18 protein-coding genes are annotated in these 21,224 nt (G+C 62.8%); 5 read left to right on the forward strand and 13 right to left on the reverse strand.

Annotated elements, in window-relative coordinates; all coding sequences use genetic code 11:
- Nucleotides 1-12 precede the first annotated feature (12 nt).
- Both HY896_07590 and hisC read left to right on the forward strand, forming a co-directional pair.
- Nucleotides 13-1,215 (forward strand): pyridoxal phosphate-dependent aminotransferase, encoded by a 1,203-nt coding sequence (locus HY896_07590; protein ID MBI5576213.1) that lies wholly within the window; start codon nucleotides 13-15, stop codon nucleotides 1,213-1,215.
- A 29-nt stretch (nucleotides 1,216-1,244) separates the two neighbouring features.
- Complete coding sequence (gene hisC / locus HY896_07595) at nucleotides 1,245-2,258, forward strand: histidinol-phosphate transaminase (GenBank protein ID MBI5576214.1); 1,014 nt, start codon at nucleotides 1,245-1,247, stop codon at nucleotides 2,256-2,258.
- Between the two features lie 9 nt (nucleotides 2,259-2,267).
- Here hisC and HY896_07600 read toward each other — a convergent pair whose 3' ends face one another.
- The 4 genes from HY896_07600 to HY896_07615 form a co-directional block, all read right to left on the reverse strand.
- On the reverse strand, nucleotides 2,268-3,218 hold the full coding sequence (locus HY896_07600) for a hypothetical protein (protein MBI5576215.1): 951 nt from the start codon (nucleotides 3,216-3,218) through the stop codon (nucleotides 2,268-2,270).
- Between the two features lie 86 nt (nucleotides 3,219-3,304).
- Nucleotides 3,305-3,673 carry a metallopeptidase family protein gene (locus tag HY896_07605; GenBank protein MBI5576216.1) on the reverse strand — a complete coding sequence of 123 codons (369 nt, stop codon included), beginning with the start codon at nucleotides 3,671-3,673 and terminating at the stop codon, nucleotides 3,305-3,307.
- An 11-nt stretch (nucleotides 3,674-3,684) separates the two neighbouring features.
- Nucleotides 3,685-4,860 (reverse strand): hypothetical protein, encoded by a 1,176-nt coding sequence (locus HY896_07610; GenBank protein MBI5576217.1) that lies wholly within the window; start codon nucleotides 4,858-4,860, stop codon nucleotides 3,685-3,687.
- Between the two features lie 51 nt (nucleotides 4,861-4,911).
- The gene (locus tag HY896_07615) at nucleotides 4,912-5,082 is read right to left on the reverse strand and encodes a flagellar biosynthesis anti-sigma factor FlgM (protein ID MBI5576218.1); all 171 of its coding nucleotides are present in this window, start codon (nucleotides 5,080-5,082) and stop codon (nucleotides 4,912-4,914) included.
- Between the two features lie 95 nt (nucleotides 5,083-5,177).
- Between HY896_07615 and HY896_07620 the strand changes: the two genes are divergently transcribed.
- Nucleotides 5,178-6,575, forward strand: a complete 1,398-nt coding sequence (locus HY896_07620; protein ID MBI5576219.1) for a sigma-54-dependent Fis family transcriptional regulator — start codon at nucleotides 5,178-5,180, stop codon at nucleotides 6,573-6,575.
- A gap of 164 nt (nucleotides 6,576-6,739) precedes the next feature.
- Nucleotides 6,740-7,501, forward strand: coding sequence for a FliA/WhiG family RNA polymerase sigma factor (locus HY896_07625; GenBank protein ID MBI5576220.1), 762 nt, complete (start codon nucleotides 6,740-6,742; stop codon nucleotides 7,499-7,501).
- Between the two features lie 22 nt (nucleotides 7,502-7,523).
- Here HY896_07625 and HY896_07630 read toward each other — a convergent pair whose 3' ends face one another.
- Nucleotides 7,524-8,621, reverse strand: coding sequence for a DNA recombination protein RmuC (locus HY896_07630; protein MBI5576221.1), 1,098 nt, complete (start codon nucleotides 8,619-8,621; stop codon nucleotides 7,524-7,526).
- A gap of 39 nt (nucleotides 8,622-8,660) precedes the next feature.
- Between HY896_07630 and HY896_07635 the strand changes: the two genes are divergently transcribed.
- Nucleotides 8,661-8,936: a hypothetical protein gene (locus tag HY896_07635; protein ID MBI5576222.1), complete on the forward strand. Its 276-nt coding sequence runs from the start codon at nucleotides 8,661-8,663 to the stop codon at nucleotides 8,934-8,936.
- A gap of 518 nt (nucleotides 8,937-9,454) precedes the next feature.
- On the opposite strand, the gene HY896_07640 is transcribed toward HY896_07635, so the two are convergent.
- The 8 genes from HY896_07640 to HY896_07675 form a co-directional block, all read right to left on the reverse strand.
- A complete protein-coding gene (locus HY896_07640; GenBank protein MBI5576223.1) occupies nucleotides 9,455-10,309 on the reverse strand; it encodes a 2-oxoacid ferredoxin oxidoreductase in 855 nt (284 codons plus the stop codon).
- Nucleotides 10,240-11,997 (reverse strand): 2-oxoacid:acceptor oxidoreductase subunit alpha, encoded by a 1,758-nt coding sequence (locus HY896_07645; protein MBI5576224.1) that lies wholly within the window; start codon nucleotides 11,995-11,997, stop codon nucleotides 10,240-10,242. Before HY896_07645 ends, HY896_07640 begins: the two co-directional genes overlap by 70 nt.
- 90 nt (nucleotides 11,998-12,087) lie before the next feature.
- Nucleotides 12,088-16,608 carry an efflux RND transporter permease subunit gene (locus tag HY896_07650; protein MBI5576225.1) on the reverse strand — a complete coding sequence of 1,507 codons (4,521 nt, stop codon included), beginning with the start codon at nucleotides 16,606-16,608 and terminating at the stop codon, nucleotides 12,088-12,090.
- Nucleotides 16,609-17,778, reverse strand: coding sequence for an efflux RND transporter periplasmic adaptor subunit (locus tag HY896_07655; protein MBI5576226.1), 1,170 nt, complete (start codon nucleotides 17,776-17,778; stop codon nucleotides 16,609-16,611).
- The gene (locus tag HY896_07660) at nucleotides 17,775-18,500 is read right to left on the reverse strand and encodes a TetR/AcrR family transcriptional regulator (GenBank protein ID MBI5576227.1); all 726 of its coding nucleotides are present in this window, start codon (nucleotides 18,498-18,500) and stop codon (nucleotides 17,775-17,777) included. The genes HY896_07655 and HY896_07660 overlap by 4 nt, the downstream gene beginning before the upstream one ends.
- Nucleotides 18,501-18,677: 177 nt before the next feature.
- Nucleotides 18,678-19,097: a thioesterase family protein gene (locus HY896_07665; GenBank protein ID MBI5576228.1), complete on the reverse strand. Its 420-nt coding sequence runs from the start codon at nucleotides 19,095-19,097 to the stop codon at nucleotides 18,678-18,680.
- Between the two features lie 138 nt (nucleotides 19,098-19,235).
- Nucleotides 19,236-20,492: a DEAD/DEAH box helicase gene (locus tag HY896_07670; GenBank protein ID MBI5576229.1), complete on the reverse strand. Its 1,257-nt coding sequence runs from the start codon at nucleotides 20,490-20,492 to the stop codon at nucleotides 19,236-19,238.
- Between the two features lie 167 nt (nucleotides 20,493-20,659).
- Nucleotides 20,660-21,181: an ATPase gene (locus tag HY896_07675; protein MBI5576230.1), complete on the reverse strand. Its 522-nt coding sequence runs from the start codon at nucleotides 21,179-21,181 to the stop codon at nucleotides 20,660-20,662.
- Nucleotides 21,182-21,224 lie beyond the last annotated feature (43 nt).

Genomic DNA, 21,224 nt, shown 5'->3' on the forward strand with positions numbered 1-21,224 from the left:
AAAGGAGAAACCATGCCGGCATCCCCGGAAATACGCGAGGCGATTCTGCGGGGTTCCTTTATCCGGAAGATGTTCGAGGAAGGCGCCGTTCTGAAGGCGAAAAAGGGGCCGGAAAACGTCTTCGATTTCACGCTCGGCAACCCTTACGGCGACCCTCCCGCCCAGGTGGCCAGGGAAATCGCGAGACTGGCCGCGTATCCGCCTCCCGATCTCCACAAGTACATGCCGAACGCCGGGTTTGCGGACGTCCGCGGCAAGGTGGCGGAAGGGATGCGGAAGGGAACGGGTCTCCCCTTCACGCCGGGCCTTGTCGTGATGACGGTCGGCGCCGCCGGGGCCATCAACGTGGCGCTCCGCGCGATCCTGTCCCCAGGGGACGAGGTCGTGGTGATCGCGCCGTATTTCGTCGAGTATTTCTTCTATGTCAGGAACGCGGGCGGCGTTCCCGTCGTGGCGGAATCCACGGAAGAATTCCAGCTCGACGTGGAGGCGATCCGCCGGGCGATCACTCCCCGCACGAAAGCGTTGATCGTCAACACGCCCAATAATCCGACTGGCGCGGTCTACCCGAAGGAGGCGCTGCTGGCCCTTTCACATGTTCTCGCGGAAGGAGAAGCGCTGACACGCGGGCCGATCTACGTCATCTCCGACGAACCGTACCGGAAGATCGTGTTTCCCGGCGCGGAGTTTTCGCCTCCCGCATCGACGATCCGGAACACCCTCGTCGCCTATTCGCATTCCAAGGACATGAACCTCCCCGGGGAGCGGATCGGCTACCTCGCCGTCAGTCCCCGCGCCGCCGACGCGGCGGAGCTGGCCGACGCCTGCGTGTTCTGCAACCGCGTTCTCGGATTCGTCAATGCGCCGTCCCTCATGCAGCGCGCGGTCGCGGATTTCCAGGACGTGAACGCGGACATCTCCGTGTACCTTCGGAACCGGAACATGCTCGTCTCAGCCCTCCGGGAGGCGGGTTTTTCGCTGGTCGACCCCGGCGGTGCGTTCTATCTTTTTCCCAGGTCTCCTTCCGGAGACGAGATGGAATTAGTCGCGGCGGCGCGCGAGGAATTAGTGCTGGTCGTTCCAGGAAGCGGATTCGGCCGGAAGGGTCACTTCCGCATCGCGTACTGCACCCCTACGGATACGGTTGAACGCTCTATTCCGGCCTGGCGAAAGCTGGGGGAAAGGTTCTTCGGAAAGAAGGGAGGAAAGCCGTGAGGCTGCCGTTCCGCGGCAATATCGCCCGCATGAAGGGGTACGAGCCCGGCGAGCAGCCGCAGGAGGGGGGCTACATAAAGCTCAACACGAACGAGAACCCCTACCCCCCGTCGCAGCAGGTGCGACGCGCGATCCGGGCGGAGCCGAACGATTCGTTGCGCCTCTATCCCGACCCGGACTCGATGCGCCTCAGGCGGCAGGCGGCGCTTAACTACGGATTCGATCCGTCCCAGGTGATCGCGGGGAACGGGTCGGACGATCTCCTGGCGATGATCGCCCGGGCTTTCATCGGGGAGGGGGACGCGGTCTGCTGTCCCGTTCCCACATATTCGCTCTACGACACCCTGGTGCGGATCCAGGGGGGGAGGATCCTGGGAATCCCTTACCCGGAAGACTATTCGCTTCCGGAGCGCCTCTTTCGGAACAGGGAGAAGGTCACTATCGTGGCCAGTCCCAATTCCCCGTCGGGAACCGCGGTCCCCTGCGAGGTCCTCTCGCGCCTCGCCGACAGCGTGAAAGGACTCCTTGTCGTGGACGAGGCGTACGCCGACTTCGCGGAGGAAAACGCCCTGTCGCTGGCCAGGGAACGGACGAACGTGATCGTCCTGCGAACGATGTCCAAGTCGTTCTCCCTTGCGGGTATGCGGATAGGACTCGGATTCGGGCACACCGGCATAATCGGGGGACTGAACAAGGTGAAGGATTCATACAATATGAATCGGCTGAGCATAGCGGCCGGTGAGGCCGCGCTCAGGGACCTCCGCTGGATGGAGCGGAACGCGGGAAGGATCCAAAAAACCCGCAAGCGACTTTCCGACGGGCTCCCGCGGACCGGATTCGAGCCGTATCCGTCGCAGGCGAACTTCGTTCTCGCAAGGCGCGCAGGCGGGAAATCGGCGCGGCCGGTTTACGAGGAACTTAAAAAAAGGAAGATCCTCGTGCGGTACTTCGACACTCCGAGGCTGTCCGGCTGCCTGCGCATCACCGTCGGCACGGACGCCGAGATCGACGCCCTGCTCCGGGCTCTCGAGAAGATCGCTTAAGCCGCCGGCTTATAACGTCACTGTCCAGTTCCCGCCGTCGCGGTTCCGCCATACGGCGGCCACGGAGCCGTCGGCCTTTCGCACCAGCACCTGGAAACAGTATTCGACGACGCTCCCCTCGGGGCCGTAAACGTACCCCTCGAACGTCCTGGGAAGCGGGAACCCGGCGATCGTGTATGACCGGAGGCGCAGGAATTCCTCCCTGTCGGCGGCGAAATAGTTGTCCGACGCCTTACCGCCCGCGGACGCGAAATTCTTGAGCTCCATCACCGTCAAGTTATGCGCCGTCCAGGCGGCATCGCCCCACAGCAGGCGGGAGCAAAGCACTTCTCCCGTTTCGTCGCGCAATGTTATCCGCGCGCAGTTGATCTTGTCGGCGGCGAGCGAGCCCCCGTCGCCGGTCGTATGGTAGTGATACAGGAAGTACGGCATCGGCCGGTTCTTCAGCACGGAGAGCGCGGAGGGGACTTCCACTACGGGCACACTCCCCGACATGAGATACCCGGCGCGGCAAAGATCCGGCGCCGGTTTTTTGCGCATGGCGCCGAACCCGAAGCGAACAAGTCCCGTCCTCGGCGATTCCTCCCGAAGCGGAAGTCGAAGCCTGAACATGCCCGTGCCGGCCGCGGGAAGCAGGTTTCCCGGAGATTTCTCCTCCAGCGCGATCATGTCGGGCAGGATGTCATCTCCCGGAACGGCAGTCTCGTAAACCTGCGAGAACCACTCCGCCCCCTTGCTCACGGTGGAGAAGAAGTAGCGGACGAGGATCCGGCCCCCCGGCGCAGGAGACGGGAGAAAGATCCAACTCTCCCGTTTGCCCGGCTCCGCGGACGGCGGCAGAACCAGCGTGGAGCGGGCAAGCACCCGGTCCGGGAATTCTTCCGCCACGGCGGCGTAGTGCAGCAGCACCAGCTCGGGGCATTCGGCTCCATCGATAAAAACCCGGCGCAGAGCAATCATCGCCCTACCCCCTTTCATCCGGAACGGCAGTTTGCTTATCGTATACTGTATCCCCGAAACCGGGGGTGCAGGTGAAAATTATCGCACTACCGGTAGCCGAGCCGGTCGAGCTCCGCCTCATCCATCCCGAAATAGTGCCCGATTTCGTGCAGGAGCGTCAGCCGGATCTGAAGACGGAGCTCCGTCCTGTCGGGGAAATCCTCTTCGAGGGGCCCCCGGTAGACGGAGATCTTGTCCGGGAGGTTCCCGTAAGAGGACACCGAGCGCTCCGGCAGAGGGACGCCGTGATAGAACCCGTACAGGGTGTCGTCATCGGGGATGCCGAGCTCGTCCAGCAGCCATTCGGGCGGCCAATCCTCGACGACGACCGCCACGTTGTCCAGCGCCTTCCTGAACATCTCGGGAAGATCGTCCAACGCCTCCCTCATCACCATCTGGAACTCTTCACGGCGCAAGGCGGCCCCCGTCATTTCCGGCGGACCGGCATGCCGGGCCGCACCCGCGCGATCGACTCGGCCGGCAGTTCCCCGGTGAGGCTGTAGCCGCCATCGGGAACGGAGGCTTGAAGGACCGCCGGAATCACCTCCTTACCCTCCGGATCGAGCGCGATCAGAAGGACTTCTCCCGTTTTCGCGAAGGGCGGCGCGAAGGTGACGGCAACCCGGTTGCCGTGGACCCCGACGACCTTTCCCTCGTTGACGAACCGGTCGACGGCGCTCCGGTCCTTGATGAACGGATCGCGGAATTCCTTGACCCGGACCAGTTCCTTCAGCTCGCTTTCGAAATCCTGCCGCTGCAGGTAAAGGGCGCAGTAGATCGCAGCGCCCTCCACCGTCACGCCGGGATGGAATTCGGACATATTCTCCAGTTTCGAAGGGTCGATAGGTATGAACTCCCTTATGGTGGAAGGGGCGTCGAACACAAAGTCGACCATGCTTTCATCGACGCCGTATTGCAGGGTCAGCACCCGGTGGACTTCCCAATAGATGATATCCCGCACGTCGTGCAGGGACCCAAGCGGCGACCCGGATGGGTTCGCCGCGAACGTGTTGTACCCGATCCTTAAGCTGAGAGGAGCGAGAAACGCACCCAGTTCGTCCCTTTCGCGTGCGAGCTTCAGCGCTTCCTCGGCGATCGCGGCCGCTATCCTGTGGAACTTCTCTATTTTATTCAAGGTGAGCCGTGAACTGACCTTGCCGCTCCCACCCCCTTCCTCCAGTACTGCATTGCCGAGTTCCAGCCGCAGCCGGTTCTGATACGCGTAGATGTCGGTCAACCGTGCCCTTAGGGCTTCCGGATCGTCATGTGTGGCCCATATCACGTACGGAAACCAGTCGCCGGATCCGGCGGCGCGCAAGATATCTTCGGAAAGGTGTTCGGTATAGCAGATGTCGGGGTAGATCGAGGAAAGAGTGACGGTTTTCTTTTCGCCCGTTTTCCGGTTTTCGAGCATCACTTCGCGCATTCCGGACAACTCGAAAGAGGAAAGGGAAAGCACCAGTTTCCCGGAGGCCGTGCGAAGGACCTTGCCGTCCACGCGTACCTTGAAATCTTCCCCCGGCGCGGCTTCCGAAACGCCCAGGAGTAGCAGCAGGACGCAAATCGACGCGACGATACCGTAGCGCAAGGTCGTCCGCTCCATGTGTTTCTACGGTAATTTTATCGCAATTCGGGTAATCGGGGGGTGAAACGATTACTTGAGGCGGCCGCGGATCTCACGCACGGCGTCCCTTACGATCTTCTCGGCCACCTTGTCCGATTCCACACGATACTTGCCGTTGGACACGGCGGTTCGAATTTCCTGAATTTTCCGGGAATCGCTGCCCTTCCCGGGTTCGTTGCCTTTCCTTCCAGACGGTTTCAAGCGGTGCCGGTCTCCGGATCTGAATTCTCCCTCTGCAAATGCCTATCGACCGATTCACTGTAAAACTTTATGAAAAGCGATGTATTATTATCCAGATGCCGAAATCGCTACTGATAGCTGACGACGAAGAATTGACGCTTTCCCTCCTTAAGGAGGTGTTTTCGTCGACGGAAATCCGTCTCCATCTCGCCAAATCGGGCAAGGAGGCGATTTCGATCCTCAATCAATCCGACATCGACGTTGTGCTGACCGACTTCATGATGCCGGGGGTGGACGGTCTCGGCGTTCTCACACACGCGAAAAAGGTGCATCCGAAGTGCGAGGTCATTATGATGACCGCCTTCGGGACCGTCGAGAACGCGGTGCAGGCGATGAAAATGGGCGCCTTCCACTACATCACGAAGCCGTTCAAGGTCATGGATGTGACCAGCCTCGTCGGCCGCGCGCTCGAGCTTACGAGCATCCGGAAGGAAAACATTCATCTCAAGACGCAGGCCATACACCACCACTCCTTCGACAACATCATAGGCGTCAGCGGGCAGATACGGCAGGTGCTCGATCTCGTGCGTAAAGTGGCCGATTCGGACTCCACGGTTCTCGTCCTGGGGGAAAGCGGGACGGGGAAGGAGCTGATCGCGCGCGCGATCCACTACAACAGCAAGCGGGCGGACCGGATGCTGGTGGCGGTCAATTGCTCCGCGATACCTGCCGAACTTCTGGAGAGCGAACTTTTCGGTCACGTGAAGGGCGCATACACGGGAGCCCACGTAGAGAGAAGCGGAAGGTTCGAGATGGCCCACCGCGGGACGATTTTCCTCGACGAGATCGGCGAGATGAGCCCTCCGCTCCAGGCCAAGCTATTGCGCGTTCTTCAGGAGCAGTCGTTCATCCCCGTGGGCGGGACCAAGACCGTGAACGTGGACGTCCGCGTCATCGCCGCGACGAATCGCGAACTCGAGCGCGAAATCATCGCGGGCCGCTTCCGGCAGGACCTCTTCTTCCGGCTAAACGTGATCCCCATCCACATCCCTCCCCTGCGCGAGCGCATCGACGACATACCCGTTCTCGTCGGCCATTTTCTCGAAAAATGGAACCGCAAGATGGGCCGCCAGGCGAAAGGGTTCCGCCCCGATGCGACGGAGCGGCTGATGCGCTATCCCTGGCCGGGGAACGTCCGGGAGCTCGAGAACATCGTGGAACGGCTCGTGGTCCTGAAATACGACGGTTGGTTCGAAACGGCGGACCTTCCTCCGGCGATGCAGGCGCGGGGACGCGAGCCGGCTTCAGTTTTCGACGGGTTCGATCTCGGGTGCGGGAGTATAAACCTAAGGGAGGCGACGGGCACGTTCCAGCACCGCCTGATCGAGAACGCGTTGACGATCACCAAGGGGAACAAGAACAAGGCTGCGGCCCTCCTGGGGCTCAAGCGGACCACTCTCCTCGAAATGCTCAAACGGAGGAAGCAGGACTGTCAAGAATTGTCAGATGCCTGACTATATGTCAATTATTTGACCCCTTCGCTAGGCACTCCTTCCAGTCGTAAAAAATATATTCCTTTATATTTTAATCAGTTACCCACCCCCGATTCATTGGCATGCCTGTTGCTGCATCCTTTCTCCAGCAATCCCACGACGCAAGGAGAAAGGGAGAAGGCAACATGGCCCCCAGAGAAGCAGCGATGGCCTGCGAAACATACGATGCCCCTCCCCCCGTGGCGCCGGATCGGAATGCGCTCGTTGATGAATTCATGACCACGATCAAATACCACGCCGCGCGCATAAAGATGCGCGTCCCTCCGAATATCGACGTGGATGATCTCGTCAGTTCTGGGGTCGTCGGATTGCTGGACGCCGTCGACAGGTTCGATCCTTCACGCGGAATCAAGTTCAAGACCTATGCGGAATTCCGGATCCGCGGGACCATGCTCGACTATCTCCGGGAAATGGATTGGTTCCCGCGCTCCATCCGGCAGTCGTCCACGAAGATGCGCAACGCCTACGCGCGACTGGAAGGCATGCTGGGCCGGCCTCCCGAAGAAGCGGAGGTCGCAGAAGAACTGGAAATCCCTCTGGATGAGTTCCGTAAACGCCTGGCGATGCTCTCGGGCCTGTCCGTCCTTTCGCATGACGAAGGCATGGAAGATGGCGAAGGCTCCGGCATACAGCGCTTCCTGTGGGAAGCCGCCAAGGACGAGGCGCGAGAGGAAGAGCTGTTGCGGGACCTCAAGGAAGTACTGGCGAAGTCGATCGACACCCTCCCGGAAAGGGAGAAACAGCTTATCGCCCTCTACTATTACGAAGACCTCACGATGCGCGAGATAGGCGAAATCTTCAATCTCGGGGAGCCGAGGATCTGCCAGTTGCACGCACAGGCGGTTTTGAGGCTCCGCGGAAGGCTCCACTCCCAGCTGGAGCGCTAAGCGATCCGGAGGGGTACACCCCTCACCCCTCCGGAAGCTCCCCTTCCCCGCTTTTCAGCGATCCTATCCGGGCGCGGAACCGTTCAACGTCCCTGACCGATTCCATGTACTTGGCCTGCGCGTTGTCAAGGTGCCTGCCGAAAATGCGGAAATTGTCGGCAAACCGTTCGAAGTCTTTCCCCACGCGCTCGAGGAGGCCCTGGATCTCCCTCGTCTTCTGCTCTATCCGGAACCCGCGGAACGCGAACGCCAGCGCCTGCAGGTAGGCGTAGAAGCTGTTCGGGGAGGTCGGGATCACCTGGATCTTCAGGAGCTGCTCGTGCAGGGCGCGGTTGCGCAGCAGGAGATAATAGACGGATTCGGCGGGGACGAACAGGAAGGCGAAATCGAGCGTCTTCGGCGGGCGGATGTACTTCGACCGGATCGATTCTGCCTGGACCAGGACGTCCCGCGCGAACGCCTTCTCGAATTCCTTCCGCTGGTTTTCGTCCAGCTCGCCTTCCAGCAACGGCTGCGCATTGGCCATCGGGAACTTGGAATCGACGCAGACGAACTGGCTTCTGTCGGGCCGGACGAATATCGCGGCGTCCGCCTTCTCGCCCCCGTCCATCAGGAACTGGAGCTCGAACATTTCCGCGTGGTCCCCGAACAGGTCCGCGAGCATCTGCGTCAGGGTCAGTTCGCCGAAGACCCCGCGCGCCCTGGGCTGGGTGAGCAGTACATTTAGCTGGTTGATGTCGCGCGACAGGAGGACCACCTGGCCGGTGGCCGCGGAGAGTTCCTTCAGGTGTCCCGCCACCTGGTCGAAGCCCTTCAGGTTGCGGTCGGCCGTCTCCGACAGCTCCCGCGCAACTTCTCCGCGTATCTCCGAAAGCCGCTCGTCCATCCGCCGGGAGATGCCGTCGAGACCCTTCAAGAGGTTTTCCGACACCTCCTGCCGGATGCGCGCCGCTGCGTCGGCCTGGGCGCGGGCGAGTTCGGCCGCGCTGCCGCGCAGGGCGTCGGAAAAATTCCTTTCGAGGATATCGATCCGCTCGCTCACCGGCGGAGGACGGCGCAGCAGCACCACAATGAGCGTGGCGGCGGCCACGCACAGCGTCAGGATCGACAGGAGTTCCATGTTAGGATGATTCTACATTAAAACCGGAAGGGGGGATGCATGCGGGTCCCCAAGCCGTTTGCGATCTTCGGGTTCCATTTCTGCACCACGATCTTCATCGGCCTGTCCCTGTACGGCGTCGTCCGGTACATGAACGAAGGGCTCGCCGTATCCGATTCCTTCCCGGCGTCCGCCGCGTACGCCTCCGTCGTATTCGTGTCCGTCGCCGGCATCTGTTTCTTCGGCCGGGAAGCCGACCGCCGCAAAAGGGAAGAGGTCGCAGCAACCCCCGCCGCGCCGCCCAAACACGCGCCGAAGAAAAAGAAAAAGCGCTGAACCGAATTTTATCGAAGGGATAAGCATCCCGCGCGGGGTACCCATGAAAAGATCTGTTCCGTCGGAAGTTGCGACGCCTTCGGGAGCTCCCCCGTCGCGTGCGCCTCGGCTCCCCTGCCTGACTTGGCACGTGCAGCGCGATAGTCTCCCAGTTGTCTTCCACCCTTCTCGGTTTGCCGAGACAGCCGATCAATTCGCTTATTACGCCTGATACAGATGGTTCCGCCATCGACTCCACGAGGGGGACCGCCTGCGGCGTAACGCAACATCCGCCGGAACACGATAACGCAACGCACGCGATCCTGCGCGCATGAGGGACGGGCAGCCGGAGTTCGGATGTCTCCACGCGGCGGCGTACGAAGCGCAGCGGAGCCAGGGAGGGCGAGAGCAAGCTGAGTCGCAGGCGAGGAGTCCATGGACGGACGACGAGCCGTAGCCGCGGGGAGAGCATCCAACTCCGGCCGGGACCCGGCCTCAGTGTGCGCCGAAAATATGCCGTAGTATTTTCGAATCGGGCACTACGTGAGCGTGCGCTTGCGGAGCATCTCGCGGATCGCCTCGGGCGGCGTATCGCGCGCATAAAGCGGCGGTCCGGGAATCGCGGGATGCAGCTCCTCGAACGTCGGGCGCTCCTTGCTGTACAAAACGCCGATCGGGATGCGCTCCTCCCACTCCAGCGAAAGCGCGAACGCCTTCACCCGGTCCGACGTGTCATGTTCGGGCGGAATCTTGTAGATCATCCTTCCGTACCACTGGTATGTATTTTTCTTGTTGAAGGTGATGCACGGCTGCAGGATATCCACGAGAGCGAAACCCTTGAACCGGATCGCCTGCAGCATCAGGTCCGACGTGAACCCGATATCCGCGGCGTATCCCCTCGCCACGAAGCCGCACCCGAGGGAGAGCGCGACCGCCAGCGGAGGGAAAGGCCCGGAGATGACGCCCGTCCGGTTCAGCGATCCCGTCCATCCCGGGTCGCTCGTGGGCGACGGCTGTCCCTTGGTCAGCCCGTAGACCTGGTTGTCGTGGACGAAGAGCGCAAGGTCGATGTTCCGCCGGATGTTGTGCAGGAAGTGGTTCCCCCCTTCGCCGTAGATGTCGCCGTCGCCGCTTGTCACGACGACCGTCAGCGCGGGGTTCGCCATCCTGATCGCAGCGGCGGCGGGGAGCGCCCTGCCGTGCAGGCCGTCGAAGACATTCACGTCCACGTAATGGGGCAGTTTGCCTGCCTGCCCGATGCCGGATACGAGCACGATCTCGTGCTTCTCCCTGCCGAGCCTCTCAAGCGTCTTCTTGACCGCGTTCAGGATCCCGAAGTTTCCGCATCCCGTGCACCACGCGTTTTCGACGCCCGTGTCGAACGCGCTTCCCATATCTTCTTCCTCGCTTCCGCCGCCAGCTTTTCCGGGGTGAAGGGGAGGCCGTCGTACCGGGCGATCGTCCCCGGCATCTCCGCCCCCGCCTCACGCCGGATCAGGCGGGCCAGTTGTCCGGTGATGTTGTTTTCCACGGTGAACGCCGCATCGTAGCGCGGCAGGATTTCCGCCATCTCTTTCGCAGGGAACGGCCAGACCTGCCGCAGGTGGACCGCGGCGGCGGAAATACCCTCGAGGGAAAGAATCCCGCGCGCTTCCTCGACGGGTTCCTTCGTCGAGCCGAATCCGACGAGGACTACTTCCCCGTTCGGCGGCCCGGACACCAACGGGGGAAGAGCCCGCAGCGCCAGCGCCTCCCCTTTCCGCTTCCGCTTCTCCACCATTCGAATCCGCGCGTCGTGATCCTCCGTCAGGTGGCCGTCTTCCGTGTGCTCGTCGCTCCCCGCAACGACGGTGATCCCCGGTTCGCCAGGCAACGCCATCGGCGATACTCCTTCCGCGGTGACCGCATACCGGAGATACTTTCCATCCTGCGTGCGGGGAACATCCGCGCCGCTGACGGTGTGCCGCCGCATGGGACGGATCTCGAGCGCCGCGGGGTCGATGTCCGCTATAGTATCGGCCAGGTACTGGTCGGTCAGGATGATCGCCGGAACCTGGAATTCTTCTGCAAGGTCCATCGCGTGTTGGGCAAGTTGAAACGCTTCTTCGGGCGATCCGGGAGAGAGGACAAGGCGCGGGAATTCCCCGTGCCCGGCCGATAGAACGAAGTCGATGTCTCCCTGCTCCGTCCGCGTAGGCATCCCCGTGGCAGGGCCGGGCCGCATCCCGACGGCGATCACCACCGGGGTCTCCAGCTCCCCGGCAAGTGACAGCGCTTCCACCATCAATGCGAATCCTCCGCCTGCCGTGGCCACCATGGAGCGGGCGCCGGCGTAGGAAGCGCCAATCGCCATGTTGAGCGCCGCGATCTCGTCCTCCGCCTGTTCGAATACGAGGCCCACGGCGGGGCCGTTATCCGCAAGCGCGGACAGTATCCCCGTTCCCGGGGTCATCGGGTATCCCGCGGCGAACTTGCAGCCTCCGGCGATCGCCCCCAAGGCGAGCGCCTCGTTTCCGGACAGGACGGTTCGGGGAGAAAACGGCGCGCGGGGCAGGCGGAAGGATTCACCGACGCGTTCCCGCCCCCATCCCCATCCGAGCGAAAGCGCCTTTCGGTTCTTGTCGAGAAATTCGCCCTTGAAGTCCGCCGCGATCAGCGGATCGACAACATCGAGGGAGACCCCCAATGCCGATGCCACGATGCCCGCCCCCGCCATGTTAGCAAGGATCGGGCTGCCCGCGGAAACGGCCATTTCCTTGAGCGGCGCCGCAATTACAGGGAGTTGCGCGGAAGGAACATCTGCAAGCGCCAGCCCCCCGGCGGCCATCTTCGGGAGGTAATAAGAAAGGTGCTCGGGATTGAGACAGACAAGTATTTCGGCCGCTTCCCTCCCGGCGCGAACCGGTTCCGACCCGATGCGGACGGTGTAGGAATTACGCCCCCCCCGGATACGGCTCATGTAGTCCTGCGTGGCGTGGAAGTGATACCCCCACAGGACGGCCATCCGGGAAACGATCGACCCGATGGTGTGAATCCCCTGCCCCGCGCCGCCGGTTATCCGGATGTTCAAATCGAACTTCATGGCCGCTCCCGGTATTTATCCATACTTTCATTAATATGGATGACCGGGCGGGCATCCGGGTTCCGTCCCGAAAATACCTTTATCTATCGGTTAGTTATTCGCGACGTCCTCCCTGCCCAGCCGGGGCTGGAGCCTGATGACCTCGAGGACCATGCCCGGGATGTTTTCCGCCGGACGCCACAGCTTATCCTCCGGACCGGGGGCTGCCTCCTCGTCCAGCGTTCCTTTCGCGTGCTCGAGCCGGACGCGGGCGACCAGGTAGTCCCTGCGGGCGCGGGCCAGGTTTCCCCTGGCCTGCGTAAGGTTCAATTCCGCATCCTCCACTTCGAGCCTCGTCTTGACGCCGAATTCGAATCCCTTCTCCGCCATCGCAAGAAGGCGCTCCGCCTGCTTAACGGTGCCCGAAAGGGAATTAACGATCTCGCCCGCCTCGCGCACGGCGTTCACCGCGTCCCGGGTCTCCAGCGCGATCGAATCCAGCAGTTTCGCCTCTTCGATCCGCAGCGACGCCACTTCGCTTTTCGCCTGCGCCACCTTGCCGCGCGTGCGGAAGCCGTCGAAGATCGGGTAGTTGAAAAACAGGCCCGCCGACCAGGCCTTGCCGTTGGCGTCCGAGCTTCCCACGTCGATTTCCCTCCAGCCGAAACCGCCTTTCAGATCCAGGCGCGGCTTGTCGCCTGCGCCGGCCACGGTCACAAGCTCCCTCGAAATGCCGATCCGGTGCCGAAGCTCCGAAAGCTCGGGGCGTTTTTTCACGGCGATCCCGAGCGTTTCCTCGTAACCGGGATACGGCTCCACGGCCGACAGGAGGGTGCCGCTCGCGTCGACATCCCGCCCTTCGACCGCGAGAAGGAAGCGAAGCCTCTCCATGGAAGTCCTGATGAGATTTTCCGTGCGGACGATCTCCGGCCGGGCGTTCTGCGCCGCCACTTCGGCAGCGAGGACGTCGTAATCGGTCGCCGTGCCGGCGGCATTCCTTTTCCGCGCTTCGTCGAGGTGCCGGATCTTCTGTTCCATATTCTGCACGGTGATGGCATGAAGTTCGCGTGCAAGCAGGATGTCGTAGAAGGCGGCCGAAATGTCGCGGGCCGCCGCCTGGCGGAAGAAACGGAGCTGATCATCGGCGGTGGCGAACCCGATCTTCGCCGCGCGGATCCCGGCGCCGATCTGCCCCCACGTGAACAGAGGCTGGGCCACGGACGCCTCGGCCGTGCGGGTTTCCTGTTGCAGGGGAAGAAAGCCGCCGCCGAACACCGCCTGGCTGTCGTCCCGGAATCTGGTCGCGTTCGAGGATATCGTGACCTGCGGAAGCGCGGCGGCGCGTTCCTCGACGTAGCGGCCCTCGACCTGCCGCCGGAACTCCATCGCTTTCCGTATGTCCCGGTTCCTTTCCGCGGCGATCCTCTTCGCTTCCTCCAGCGTAAGCGTCATCACGGCGTTGTCCGCCCCCTGCGACGCCGCCGGAAGAAAAATCAACGCTGCGATAAACAGGGAAAGGATGAGGGGACGCGCTCCGGCGGCTTCCGGCTCGCCCGCCCATCGGCGGCGTAACCACATGCCGAAATCGTCGAGGTACGTGTATACGACCGGCACGACGAGGAGCGTCAGGAAGGTCGAAGTGATCAATCCGCCGATGACCGCGCGCGCCATCGGCGCCCGCATTTCGGCCCCCGCCCCCAGCGCCAGCGCCAGCGGCAGCATGCCGAAGATCATGGCGAGCGTCGTCATCATTATCGGACGCAGCCTGGTGCGCCCGGCCTCGATGACCGCCTCGGCGCGGTCCATCCCCCGGGACCGGAGGACCTTCGTGTAGTCGACGAGGAGGATCGCGTTCTTGGTGACCAGTCCCATCAGCATGATCAGGCCGATCAGGGACATGATGTTGATGGTATCCCCCGTCAGGAAAAGCATCCCCGCCATCCCCACGACCGAGAGCGGCAGCGACAGCATGATGGCAAGGGGGTCGATGAACGACTCGAACTGCGCCGCAAGTATGAGGTAGACGAAGATGACGGCGAGGAGCAGCGCCTCCGCCATGTATCCGAAGGACTCGACCATGTCCTCCCCTTCGCCGGAAAAGACCACGCGATATCCGGGGGGAAGCTTCATGCGGGAGGCGGCTTCCTGCACCTTGCTCATGGCTTCGCCAAGGGGGAGGCCGTCGAGGTTGGCGGAAATCACCACCTGCCTCGTGAGGTCCTGCCGGTCGATTTCCGACGGCGTGTTGCTCATGGCGTAGCTCACCACGCTGCCGAGCGGCGCAAGGCTCGCTCCTCCCGTCCCGTTGTTCACGGCCAGCCGGAGCCGTCCCACCTGCGAAGGGTCCTGCCGGAGCGCCAGCGGAAGGCGGACGCGCACGTCCACGGCGTCGCCGTCCTCGTCCTCGTAAGTGGACACGGCCTGCCCGCCGACCAGCGCCCCAACGGACCGGACGACGTCGTTCGTCGTCACTCCCATGTCCGCCGCGCGCTCCCTGTCCACACGGAGGCGGAACTCGGGAATGTCCTGTTCCAGGGTCGCTTCCAGGTCGACGATCCCCGGGACCTTGTACATCTCGTCCTTCAATTTCGCCGCATACAGCTTGAGCAGCGATATGTCCTGCCCGCGGATATTGACCATCAGCGGTTTCTCGCCGTTCATCCGCCCCACGTCGGCGATGGAGGGGATGATGCCCGGAATGCGGTTGAGCCGTTCCCTCAGGTCCCTCTGAATCCGGTCCTGTGGCGCCTTGCGGTCCTTCTTCTCCTCCAGTTTCACGTAGACCGCCCCGTCCCTCACGGTGCCCGCGTCGCCCGCGCCGATCGTCGCATAGGTATGCTTCACGCCCGCCACCTTGCGCAATTCGGCGAGAACCGCGTCGATCCGGTTCCGCGTCTCGTCGAGGGAGGCATCGGGGGACGTGCGGAAATTCACCTGGAATTCCGCCCGGTCGTATTCGCTGAAGAACTCCTTCTTAAGGAAGGAAAAGGCCGCCAGCCCGGCGACGAAGGCCACGAAGGCGAGCGCAACGATCGTCCCGCGGTGTTCCAGCGCCCAGCCGATCGCATCGCGGTACCGGTCGGCGGTCCGGTCGAACCCGGCGTTGAACCGGTCGAGTATACGGGCGATGAAGTGCCGCCTGCCCGTCCGGTCGATGTCGGGGTCGCGCCACCTGGAGGAAAGCATCGGGTCGAGGGTGAAGGAAACGAAGAGGGACACGAGGACCGCGAAGGTCACCGTGATCCCGAACTGGAAGAAGAACCTGCCGACGATTCCCTTCATGAACGCCACGGGAACGAAGACCGCAACGATGGAAAAGGTCGTCGCCAGTACGGCCAGTCCGATCTCGCTCGTCCCCACCCGCGCCGCCTCGAAATGATCCTTTCCGTGCTCCAGGTGCCGCACGATGTTCTCACGGACGACGATAGCGTCGTCGATGAGAAGCCCGATGGCCAGCGAGAGCGCCATCAGGGTCATGACGTTCAGAGTCATCCCGAGGAAGTTCATCACGATGAAGGAGGAAACCACCGATATGGGAAGGGTCAGTCCCGTGATCACCGTGGAGCGCCAGGAGTTGAGGAAGCAGAACACTATGAAGACGGTCAGAATCCCGCCCAGGACCAGCGTCTCCTGCACGTCCCGGACGGATTCCCGGATCATGATGGAAGCGTCACGCACCATTTCGACCGCCGTGCCGGGGGGCAGTTCCGGCTGGAGCCGGGAGATCTCCTTCTTCACCGACTCCGCCACCGCCACCGTGTTGGCGCCGGACTGTTTCTGGATGTCGAGCGCCACCGCGGGTACGCCGTTTACGAGCGCGAGGGACCGTTGCTCCTCAGTGCCGTCCGCGATCCTCGCTACCTCGGAAAGGGTGACGGGACGCCCCGCGCGGCGCGCGACCGTCATCGTGCGGAACCGTTCCACGGCGTCCGGCTTGCCGGATACGCGGAGCGGGAACTCGGACCCGTTGCGGTTCAGCCGACCCAGGGGAGTGTTGACGTTCTCCGACCGGATTCCCGCGATCACTTCGTCGATCCCCATCCCCAGGGACTCGAGCCGCAGCGGGTCGATGTCTACGTTCACCTCCCTCTTCGACGCCCCGACTAGGTCCACCCTCCCGACCCCGGAGATGTTCTCGAACCGGCGGCGGATCTTCTTTTCGACAAGGGTCGTCAGCTCCCGTGGAGAAAGGGAGTCGGACCGCACCGCAAGGGAGACGACCGGCATCGCGGAGAAGTCGAGTTTCTGGATGATCGGTTCCTCGATCCCCTGCGGCAGTTCTCCGCGGATGGCGGCGATCTTCGCGCGCGCCTCCTGTGCGGCCTCGTTGATCCTGACCTCGAGCTGGAACTGCACGACGACCGTCGAGACGCTCTCCCGCGACGTCGACATCACGTGCTTTACGCCGGCGATCGGGTTGACGGCCTCCTCGATCCGTTTGCTCACCTCCCGTTCAACGCTTTCCGGGGAGGCGCCGGGGAACTTCGTGACGACGGTGATCACGGGGATCTCCACGTCCGGGAACATGTCCACCGCGAGCCGCCGGTAGGAAAAAGCCCCCAGCGTCACGAGCGCCAGCATCATCACCGAAGCGAATATGGGACGTCGTATGGACAGGTCCGACAGGAACATCTATTTCCCCCCGGCGGCCATGGTGACGCTCACCCTGTCGCCATCCCGCACGTTGAACCCTCCGCGGGTAACGACGTCTTCACCCTTCGAGAGGCCGGAAGCGATTTCCACCAGGTCTCCCTCCGTGCTCCCGGTTCTCACGGCACGCCTCCGCGCAACGTTGTCGCCGACCACGAGCAGATCGCCTTTTTTCCCCGGGACGTCCCAGGAAAGGAGCGACGTACGCGGCACCTGCAGCACGCCCTGCCGTTTCCCCGTGACGATGCGGCCCTTGACATAGAGGCCGCTTTTCAGTTCCCCGTTCCCGTTCCGGACTTCGGCGACGACCTTCACCGAACGGTCCGCGTCTCCGACCGTGGGATTGATGTGCTTGATCTTCCCTGCAAACGTTTTCCCCGGGACAGCGTCCGTCGAGAAGGTCAGCGGCTGCCCGACACGGAGCGAACAGGATTCTCCGGAGGGAACGCTCACGGTCAGGTCGAGAAGGCTGACGTCGACGATCCTGAAAACGACTTTCTGCATTTCGCCGACCACCTCGCCGGGACTGACGCTCCGTTCCGCGATGATGCCGTCGAAGGGGGCCCGAATGACGGCCTTCGAGATGCGCGTCGCAGCCTGGCGGACATCCTCCTCCGCGGCCCGTACCTGCGCTGCGGCTGCCGCAACCCGTGCGGCCGACGCCTCCTTCTGCGTCAGGGCGTCATCAAGGCCTTGCTGCGTGACGAGCCCGGCTTCCTTGAGTTTGCGCGCCCGCTCCAGCTCCCTTTCGGCGCGATTGGCCGCGGCCCGGGCCTCGAGGAGGCCCGCCTTCGCCATTTCGACGGAGGCCTCGGCCCTTTTCTTGAGAACCTCCGTCTCCCGTGCGTCGACCTTGGCAAGCGGCGCCCCCTTCTTCACGCGGACCCACTCCGCCACGTAGACGTCGGTAACGGTTCCGCCGACTTCGGACTTCACGTCGGACTGGAACCTCGCGGACAGGGCTCCAGTCACATCGATCCCTTCCACGAGGTCGGACGCCGCCGCACGGGTCGTCTCCACCGCCACGACGGGCTTCCCCGATTCCTTCCCCGGAGTCTTGCCGCCTTCCGCCCCCGCCCCTGTCCCCGAGCAGCCTGCCTGGCAAAGTGCGAACGACAGCAGGAAACTCCCCGCGATCAACGAACGTTTCATCTTGCCTCTCCCCGCCGAATTTTCTTCCGATCCCGCGACGCCGCTCTGCGGAGGAATTTCCCCCTGTCACCGGCGATTCCCGCGAAGATGACGTCCAGAACCCGGCCGAGCCCCTCTTTGCCGAGGGCGATCTCCGGGTGGCACAACTCCATCTCCATTGCGACATTGACCGCGCCGATGACGGCCCACGTCATGTCTCCCGCGTCCCCCTTGCGGAATTCGCCGGTTCGTATCCCCTCCTCGACCAATTCCTGGACGTTTTCCTGGAATTTGATGTGGTATGCGTCGAAGTCGAAAAACGGCGCCCCTTGAGGCGGGCCGTAATAGATGGCGTACATGAGCCGCGGCACCTCGATGTGCTCGCGGAAGAGCACGTACGCGCCTCCGCAAAGCCTGCGGATCCTCTCAGCGGCGCTCCCGCCCACGCCGCGCGAGGCCTCGAGGAGGGCGTCGAACCGGGAGAATTCCTCCCGCATCAAGTCGAGGTAGATACCTTCCTTGTTCCGGAAATAGTAGTAAAGGACCGGCTTGGAGACCCCGGCCGCCGCCACGATCTCGCGTACGCTGGCCGACGCATACCCTTTCCGGTTGAATAATCCGAGGGCGCTTTTCAGCAGCCGCTTCCGGGCCGCTACGTCCTGCGCCGCGGCCGGCGCCGCCGCCCCCGCCGCCGATTCCGTGGACGCCGCCTTCTTTCCCGCCGCATTCCGCTTTCCGCCCAAGAGATGACCTCCGGCTTGATTCTACCTACCGGTAAGTACACCAGGAAGAAGCGGCTGTCAAGAAAAACCTACCGGGCGGTAGGTAATCCGCTGCCGTCGGGCTTGCACGCCTCACGGGGTACCCCTTCGCGGGGCGTGCGAAGCCCGCGGGATGAAATGGTTGGCCGTACGGGCGGGTTACGCCCCGCCGGTCTTTTTGGCGAGCCGCGCGTTGAACTTGGCGAAATCGACGGAGAACCGCTCGTGGGTCCCCTTGCCGATCGCCTCGACCTCGTCCTTCGCCTCGATCTCCCAGACCGTCCGGCGGCCTTCCACGCCGATGCACCGGACCTGGACCGTCACTTCCATTCCAGGCGGGGTCGCGGCCGTGTGCGTCACGTTTATCAGGGTCCCTACACTGCCTTCCCCCGGATCCATGTGGGGGGCCATCGCCTCTATGCAGGCCCATTCCATCAGCCCCACCATGAAGCCGGTTGCGAACACTTTCGGCATCTCCTGGAACGCTTTGGACTCCGGGTAAAGATACGGTACCGTCTTGTTCTCCGGGACGCGGAACTTGTGGGTGTGCGTCAGGCCGGCTTTCAGCGTGTCTTTCATTTCGCTCTCCTTCGACCCCGAACCGGGATATAGATAGGCGCTACCCGAAAAGATAAACGATCCGGGCGCGGAGGTAAAACGAAAGAATAAGAACCGCTGTTCGGAACCGTGACCGGGAGAAGAAGGCCGCCCCTTTTATCAGACGGCCCGGAACAACTCCGTGGCGGGGATCATGAACCGTGCGTTGACTGGACGCGCGGGGCGGTTGTCCAGCCTCGTGGGGATGCCCGGCCTAAGGAAAGAACGGAAGGGATGGTCTTCGACCACCTTCAGGTGCTTGCGGATCATTCGCTCGATCGCGGTCAACAGCGCGCGCTCCTCTATTCCGCAGAAGGAGACGGCGGTCCCCGACGCGCCCGCACGGCCTGTCCGGCCGATCCGGTGCACGTAGTTTTCGGGCTCCGCCGGAAGGTCGAAATTGAACACGTGGGAAAGTTCGGCGATGTCCAGCCCCCTGGCCGCGACGTCGGTGGCCACAAGGACGCGCGTCGCTCCGCTCTTGAACTTCGCCAGTGCGCGTTCCCTGGCGCTCTGGGAGCGGTCTCCGTGAATGGCTTCGGAGCGAATGTTCGCCCGGACGAGCTGGTCGGCGAGCCGGTCGGCCCCTCTCTTCGTCCTGGTGAACACAAGTGCGTTGCGCGCGGCTCCTTCAGACAGCATGCGGCGAAGCAATTCCGCCTTGTCCTGCTTTTCGACGTAGTAGACGAGGTGCTCGACGTTTTCCGCAGCCGGGGATGAAGCCGACGAAACGGTAACGCGTACCGGGTCGCGCATTATCTTGCCCGCGAGCTTCAGGATCTCGCCGGGTATCGTGGCCGAGAACAGGAGAGTCTGGCGGTCTTCCGGAACCAGTGAAATGATCCTGCGTACGTCCGGCAGGAACCCCATGTCCAGCATCCGGTCCGCCTCGTCGAGGACGAGCGTGCCGACGGCGCCGAGATGCAGTATCTTCTGGGATTCCAGGTCCAGGAGCCGGCCCGGTGTGGCGACGAGTATGTCCACGCCGCGGCGAAGCGCCTCCTCCTGGCGGCTCTGGCTCACCCCGCCGTAAACGGCCGCCGTTTTCAGGCCGGTATGCTTTCCGTAGGCCGCGAAGCTTTCGGTGACCTGCCCGCAAAGCTCCCGGGTAGGGGTAAGCACCAGGACCCGTATTTGCCGGCGAGGTCCGCATTTCCTGCCGGTATTCCGCTGCGGCGCCGCCGGGATAAGCCGCTGAAGGATGGGAAGCGCGAAGGCCGCCGTTTTGCCGGTTCCAGTCCGGGCGCACCCGAGCAGGTCCCTGCCCTCCAGCAACCGGGGGATCGCCTCCTTTTGGACGGGCGTCGGCGTTTTGTGGTTCATGCCCTCGAGGGCGCGCAGTATTTCGGGGCGAAGCCCCAGATGTTCGAAACTCATACTTCTCCTTTTTCGGATTTTCACTTGTCGCAGCCCGGCGAAACCATACCGTCAACCGGGTTTGACTCTTCCTTCATGCAGGGAGGGTGTTTGCGATTCGTGAGGATTCAATATTTCAGGAATGTACCATGCCCGGCGCCGGGATGCAACAAAATACCTCCGTGCGCCTAATCTTCCTCTCTCGCCCAGTTTACCCGCAGCAGCTTCGAGTCTTCGGACCACTTGAACACAAGGGTGCCCCTGCAAGCCTTGCGCAGCTCGCGTCCGATCCGCTGGGCGAGTTTTTCGTCGGTCGTTGCGATTTCGATCTTTCCGTTCCCTTCCTCGATGGAAATGATGCGTTCAAGAGGATTGAACCCGATGGCCCGCTTTTCCTCGTTCCGAACGAGTTTCAGTATTTCGTCCCTGTGCTCCCGGAGATAACCCCCGCGAAGCAGCACGACCCCGGAGGGGAAGCCGTCCGCTATCTTCCTGCAGGCCGGGCAGCGCTCCGGGACCGCCGCGCCCCGCTTCCGGGTCAGCGCCGCGTATTCCTTTTCGTCCAGGTGCCAGCGCTTGTTCCGGCGTATGGCGTGGCATCGTGTGCATACACCGATGTCCGATGCGCTTTTCCGTGGAATATAGGGATCAGTCTCGTTGTCTACGTTCTTCCTGCTCGCGGGGCTGAAACGTCCGAGAAGGGCCATCATGTTTCCCACCTCCCGTTTCTATGGAACGGTTGGGTGCGGGTAC

This window comes from Deltaproteobacteria bacterium (genome assembly GCA_016218975.1).
In the GTDB taxonomy this organism is placed as follows: Bacteria; Desulfobacterota; Deferrimicrobia; order Deferrimicrobiales; family Deferrimicrobiaceae; genus JAENIX01.

Bases quoted from the DNA above. Each gene is read 5' to 3' on its own strand.
- HY896_07590 (MBI5576213.1), top strand. From the start codon at position 13: ATGCCGGCATCCCCGGAAATACGCGAGGCGATTCTGCGGGGTTCCTTT.
- hisC (MBI5576214.1), top strand. From the start codon at position 1,245: ATGAAGGGGTACGAGCCCGGCGAGCAGCCGCAGGAGGGGGGCTACATA.
- HY896_07600 (MBI5576215.1), bottom strand. From the start codon at position 3,218: ATGATTGCTCTGCGCCGGGTTTTTATCGATGGAGCCGAATGCCCCGAG.
- HY896_07610 (MBI5576217.1), bottom strand. From the start codon at position 4,860: ATGGAGCGGACGACCTTGCGCTACGGTATCGTCGCGTCGATTTGCGTC.
- HY896_07620 (MBI5576219.1), top strand. From the start codon at position 5,178: ATGCCGAAATCGCTACTGATAGCTGACGACGAAGAATTGACGCTTTCC.
- HY896_07625 (MBI5576220.1), top strand. From the start codon at position 6,740: ATGGCCCCCAGAGAAGCAGCGATGGCCTGCGAAACATACGATGCCCCT.
- HY896_07630 (MBI5576221.1), bottom strand. From the start codon at position 8,621: ATGGAACTCCTGTCGATCCTGACGCTGTGCGTGGCCGCCGCCACGCTC.
- HY896_07635 (MBI5576222.1), top strand. From the start codon at position 8,661: ATGCGGGTCCCCAAGCCGTTTGCGATCTTCGGGTTCCATTTCTGCACC.
- HY896_07640 (MBI5576223.1), bottom strand. From the start codon at position 10,309: ATGGGAAGCGCGTTCGACACGGGCGTCGAAAACGCGTGGTGCACGGGA.
- HY896_07645 (MBI5576224.1), bottom strand. From the start codon at position 11,997: ATGAAGTTCGATTTGAACATCCGGATAACCGGCGGCGCGGGGCAGGGG.
- HY896_07650 (MBI5576225.1), bottom strand. From the start codon at position 16,608: ATGTTCCTGTCGGACCTGTCCATACGACGTCCCATATTCGCTTCGGTG.
- HY896_07655 (MBI5576226.1), bottom strand. From the start codon at position 17,778: ATGAAACGTTCGTTGATCGCGGGGAGTTTCCTGCTGTCGTTCGCACTT.
- HY896_07665 (MBI5576228.1), bottom strand. From the start codon at position 19,097: ATGAAAGACACGCTGAAAGCCGGCCTGACGCACACCCACAAGTTCCGC.
- HY896_07670 (MBI5576229.1), bottom strand. From the start codon at position 20,492: ATGAGTTTCGAACATCTGGGGCTTCGCCCCGAAATACTGCGCGCCCTC.
- HY896_07675 (MBI5576230.1), bottom strand. From the start codon at position 21,181: ATGATGGCCCTTCTCGGACGTTTCAGCCCCGCGAGCAGGAAGAACGTA.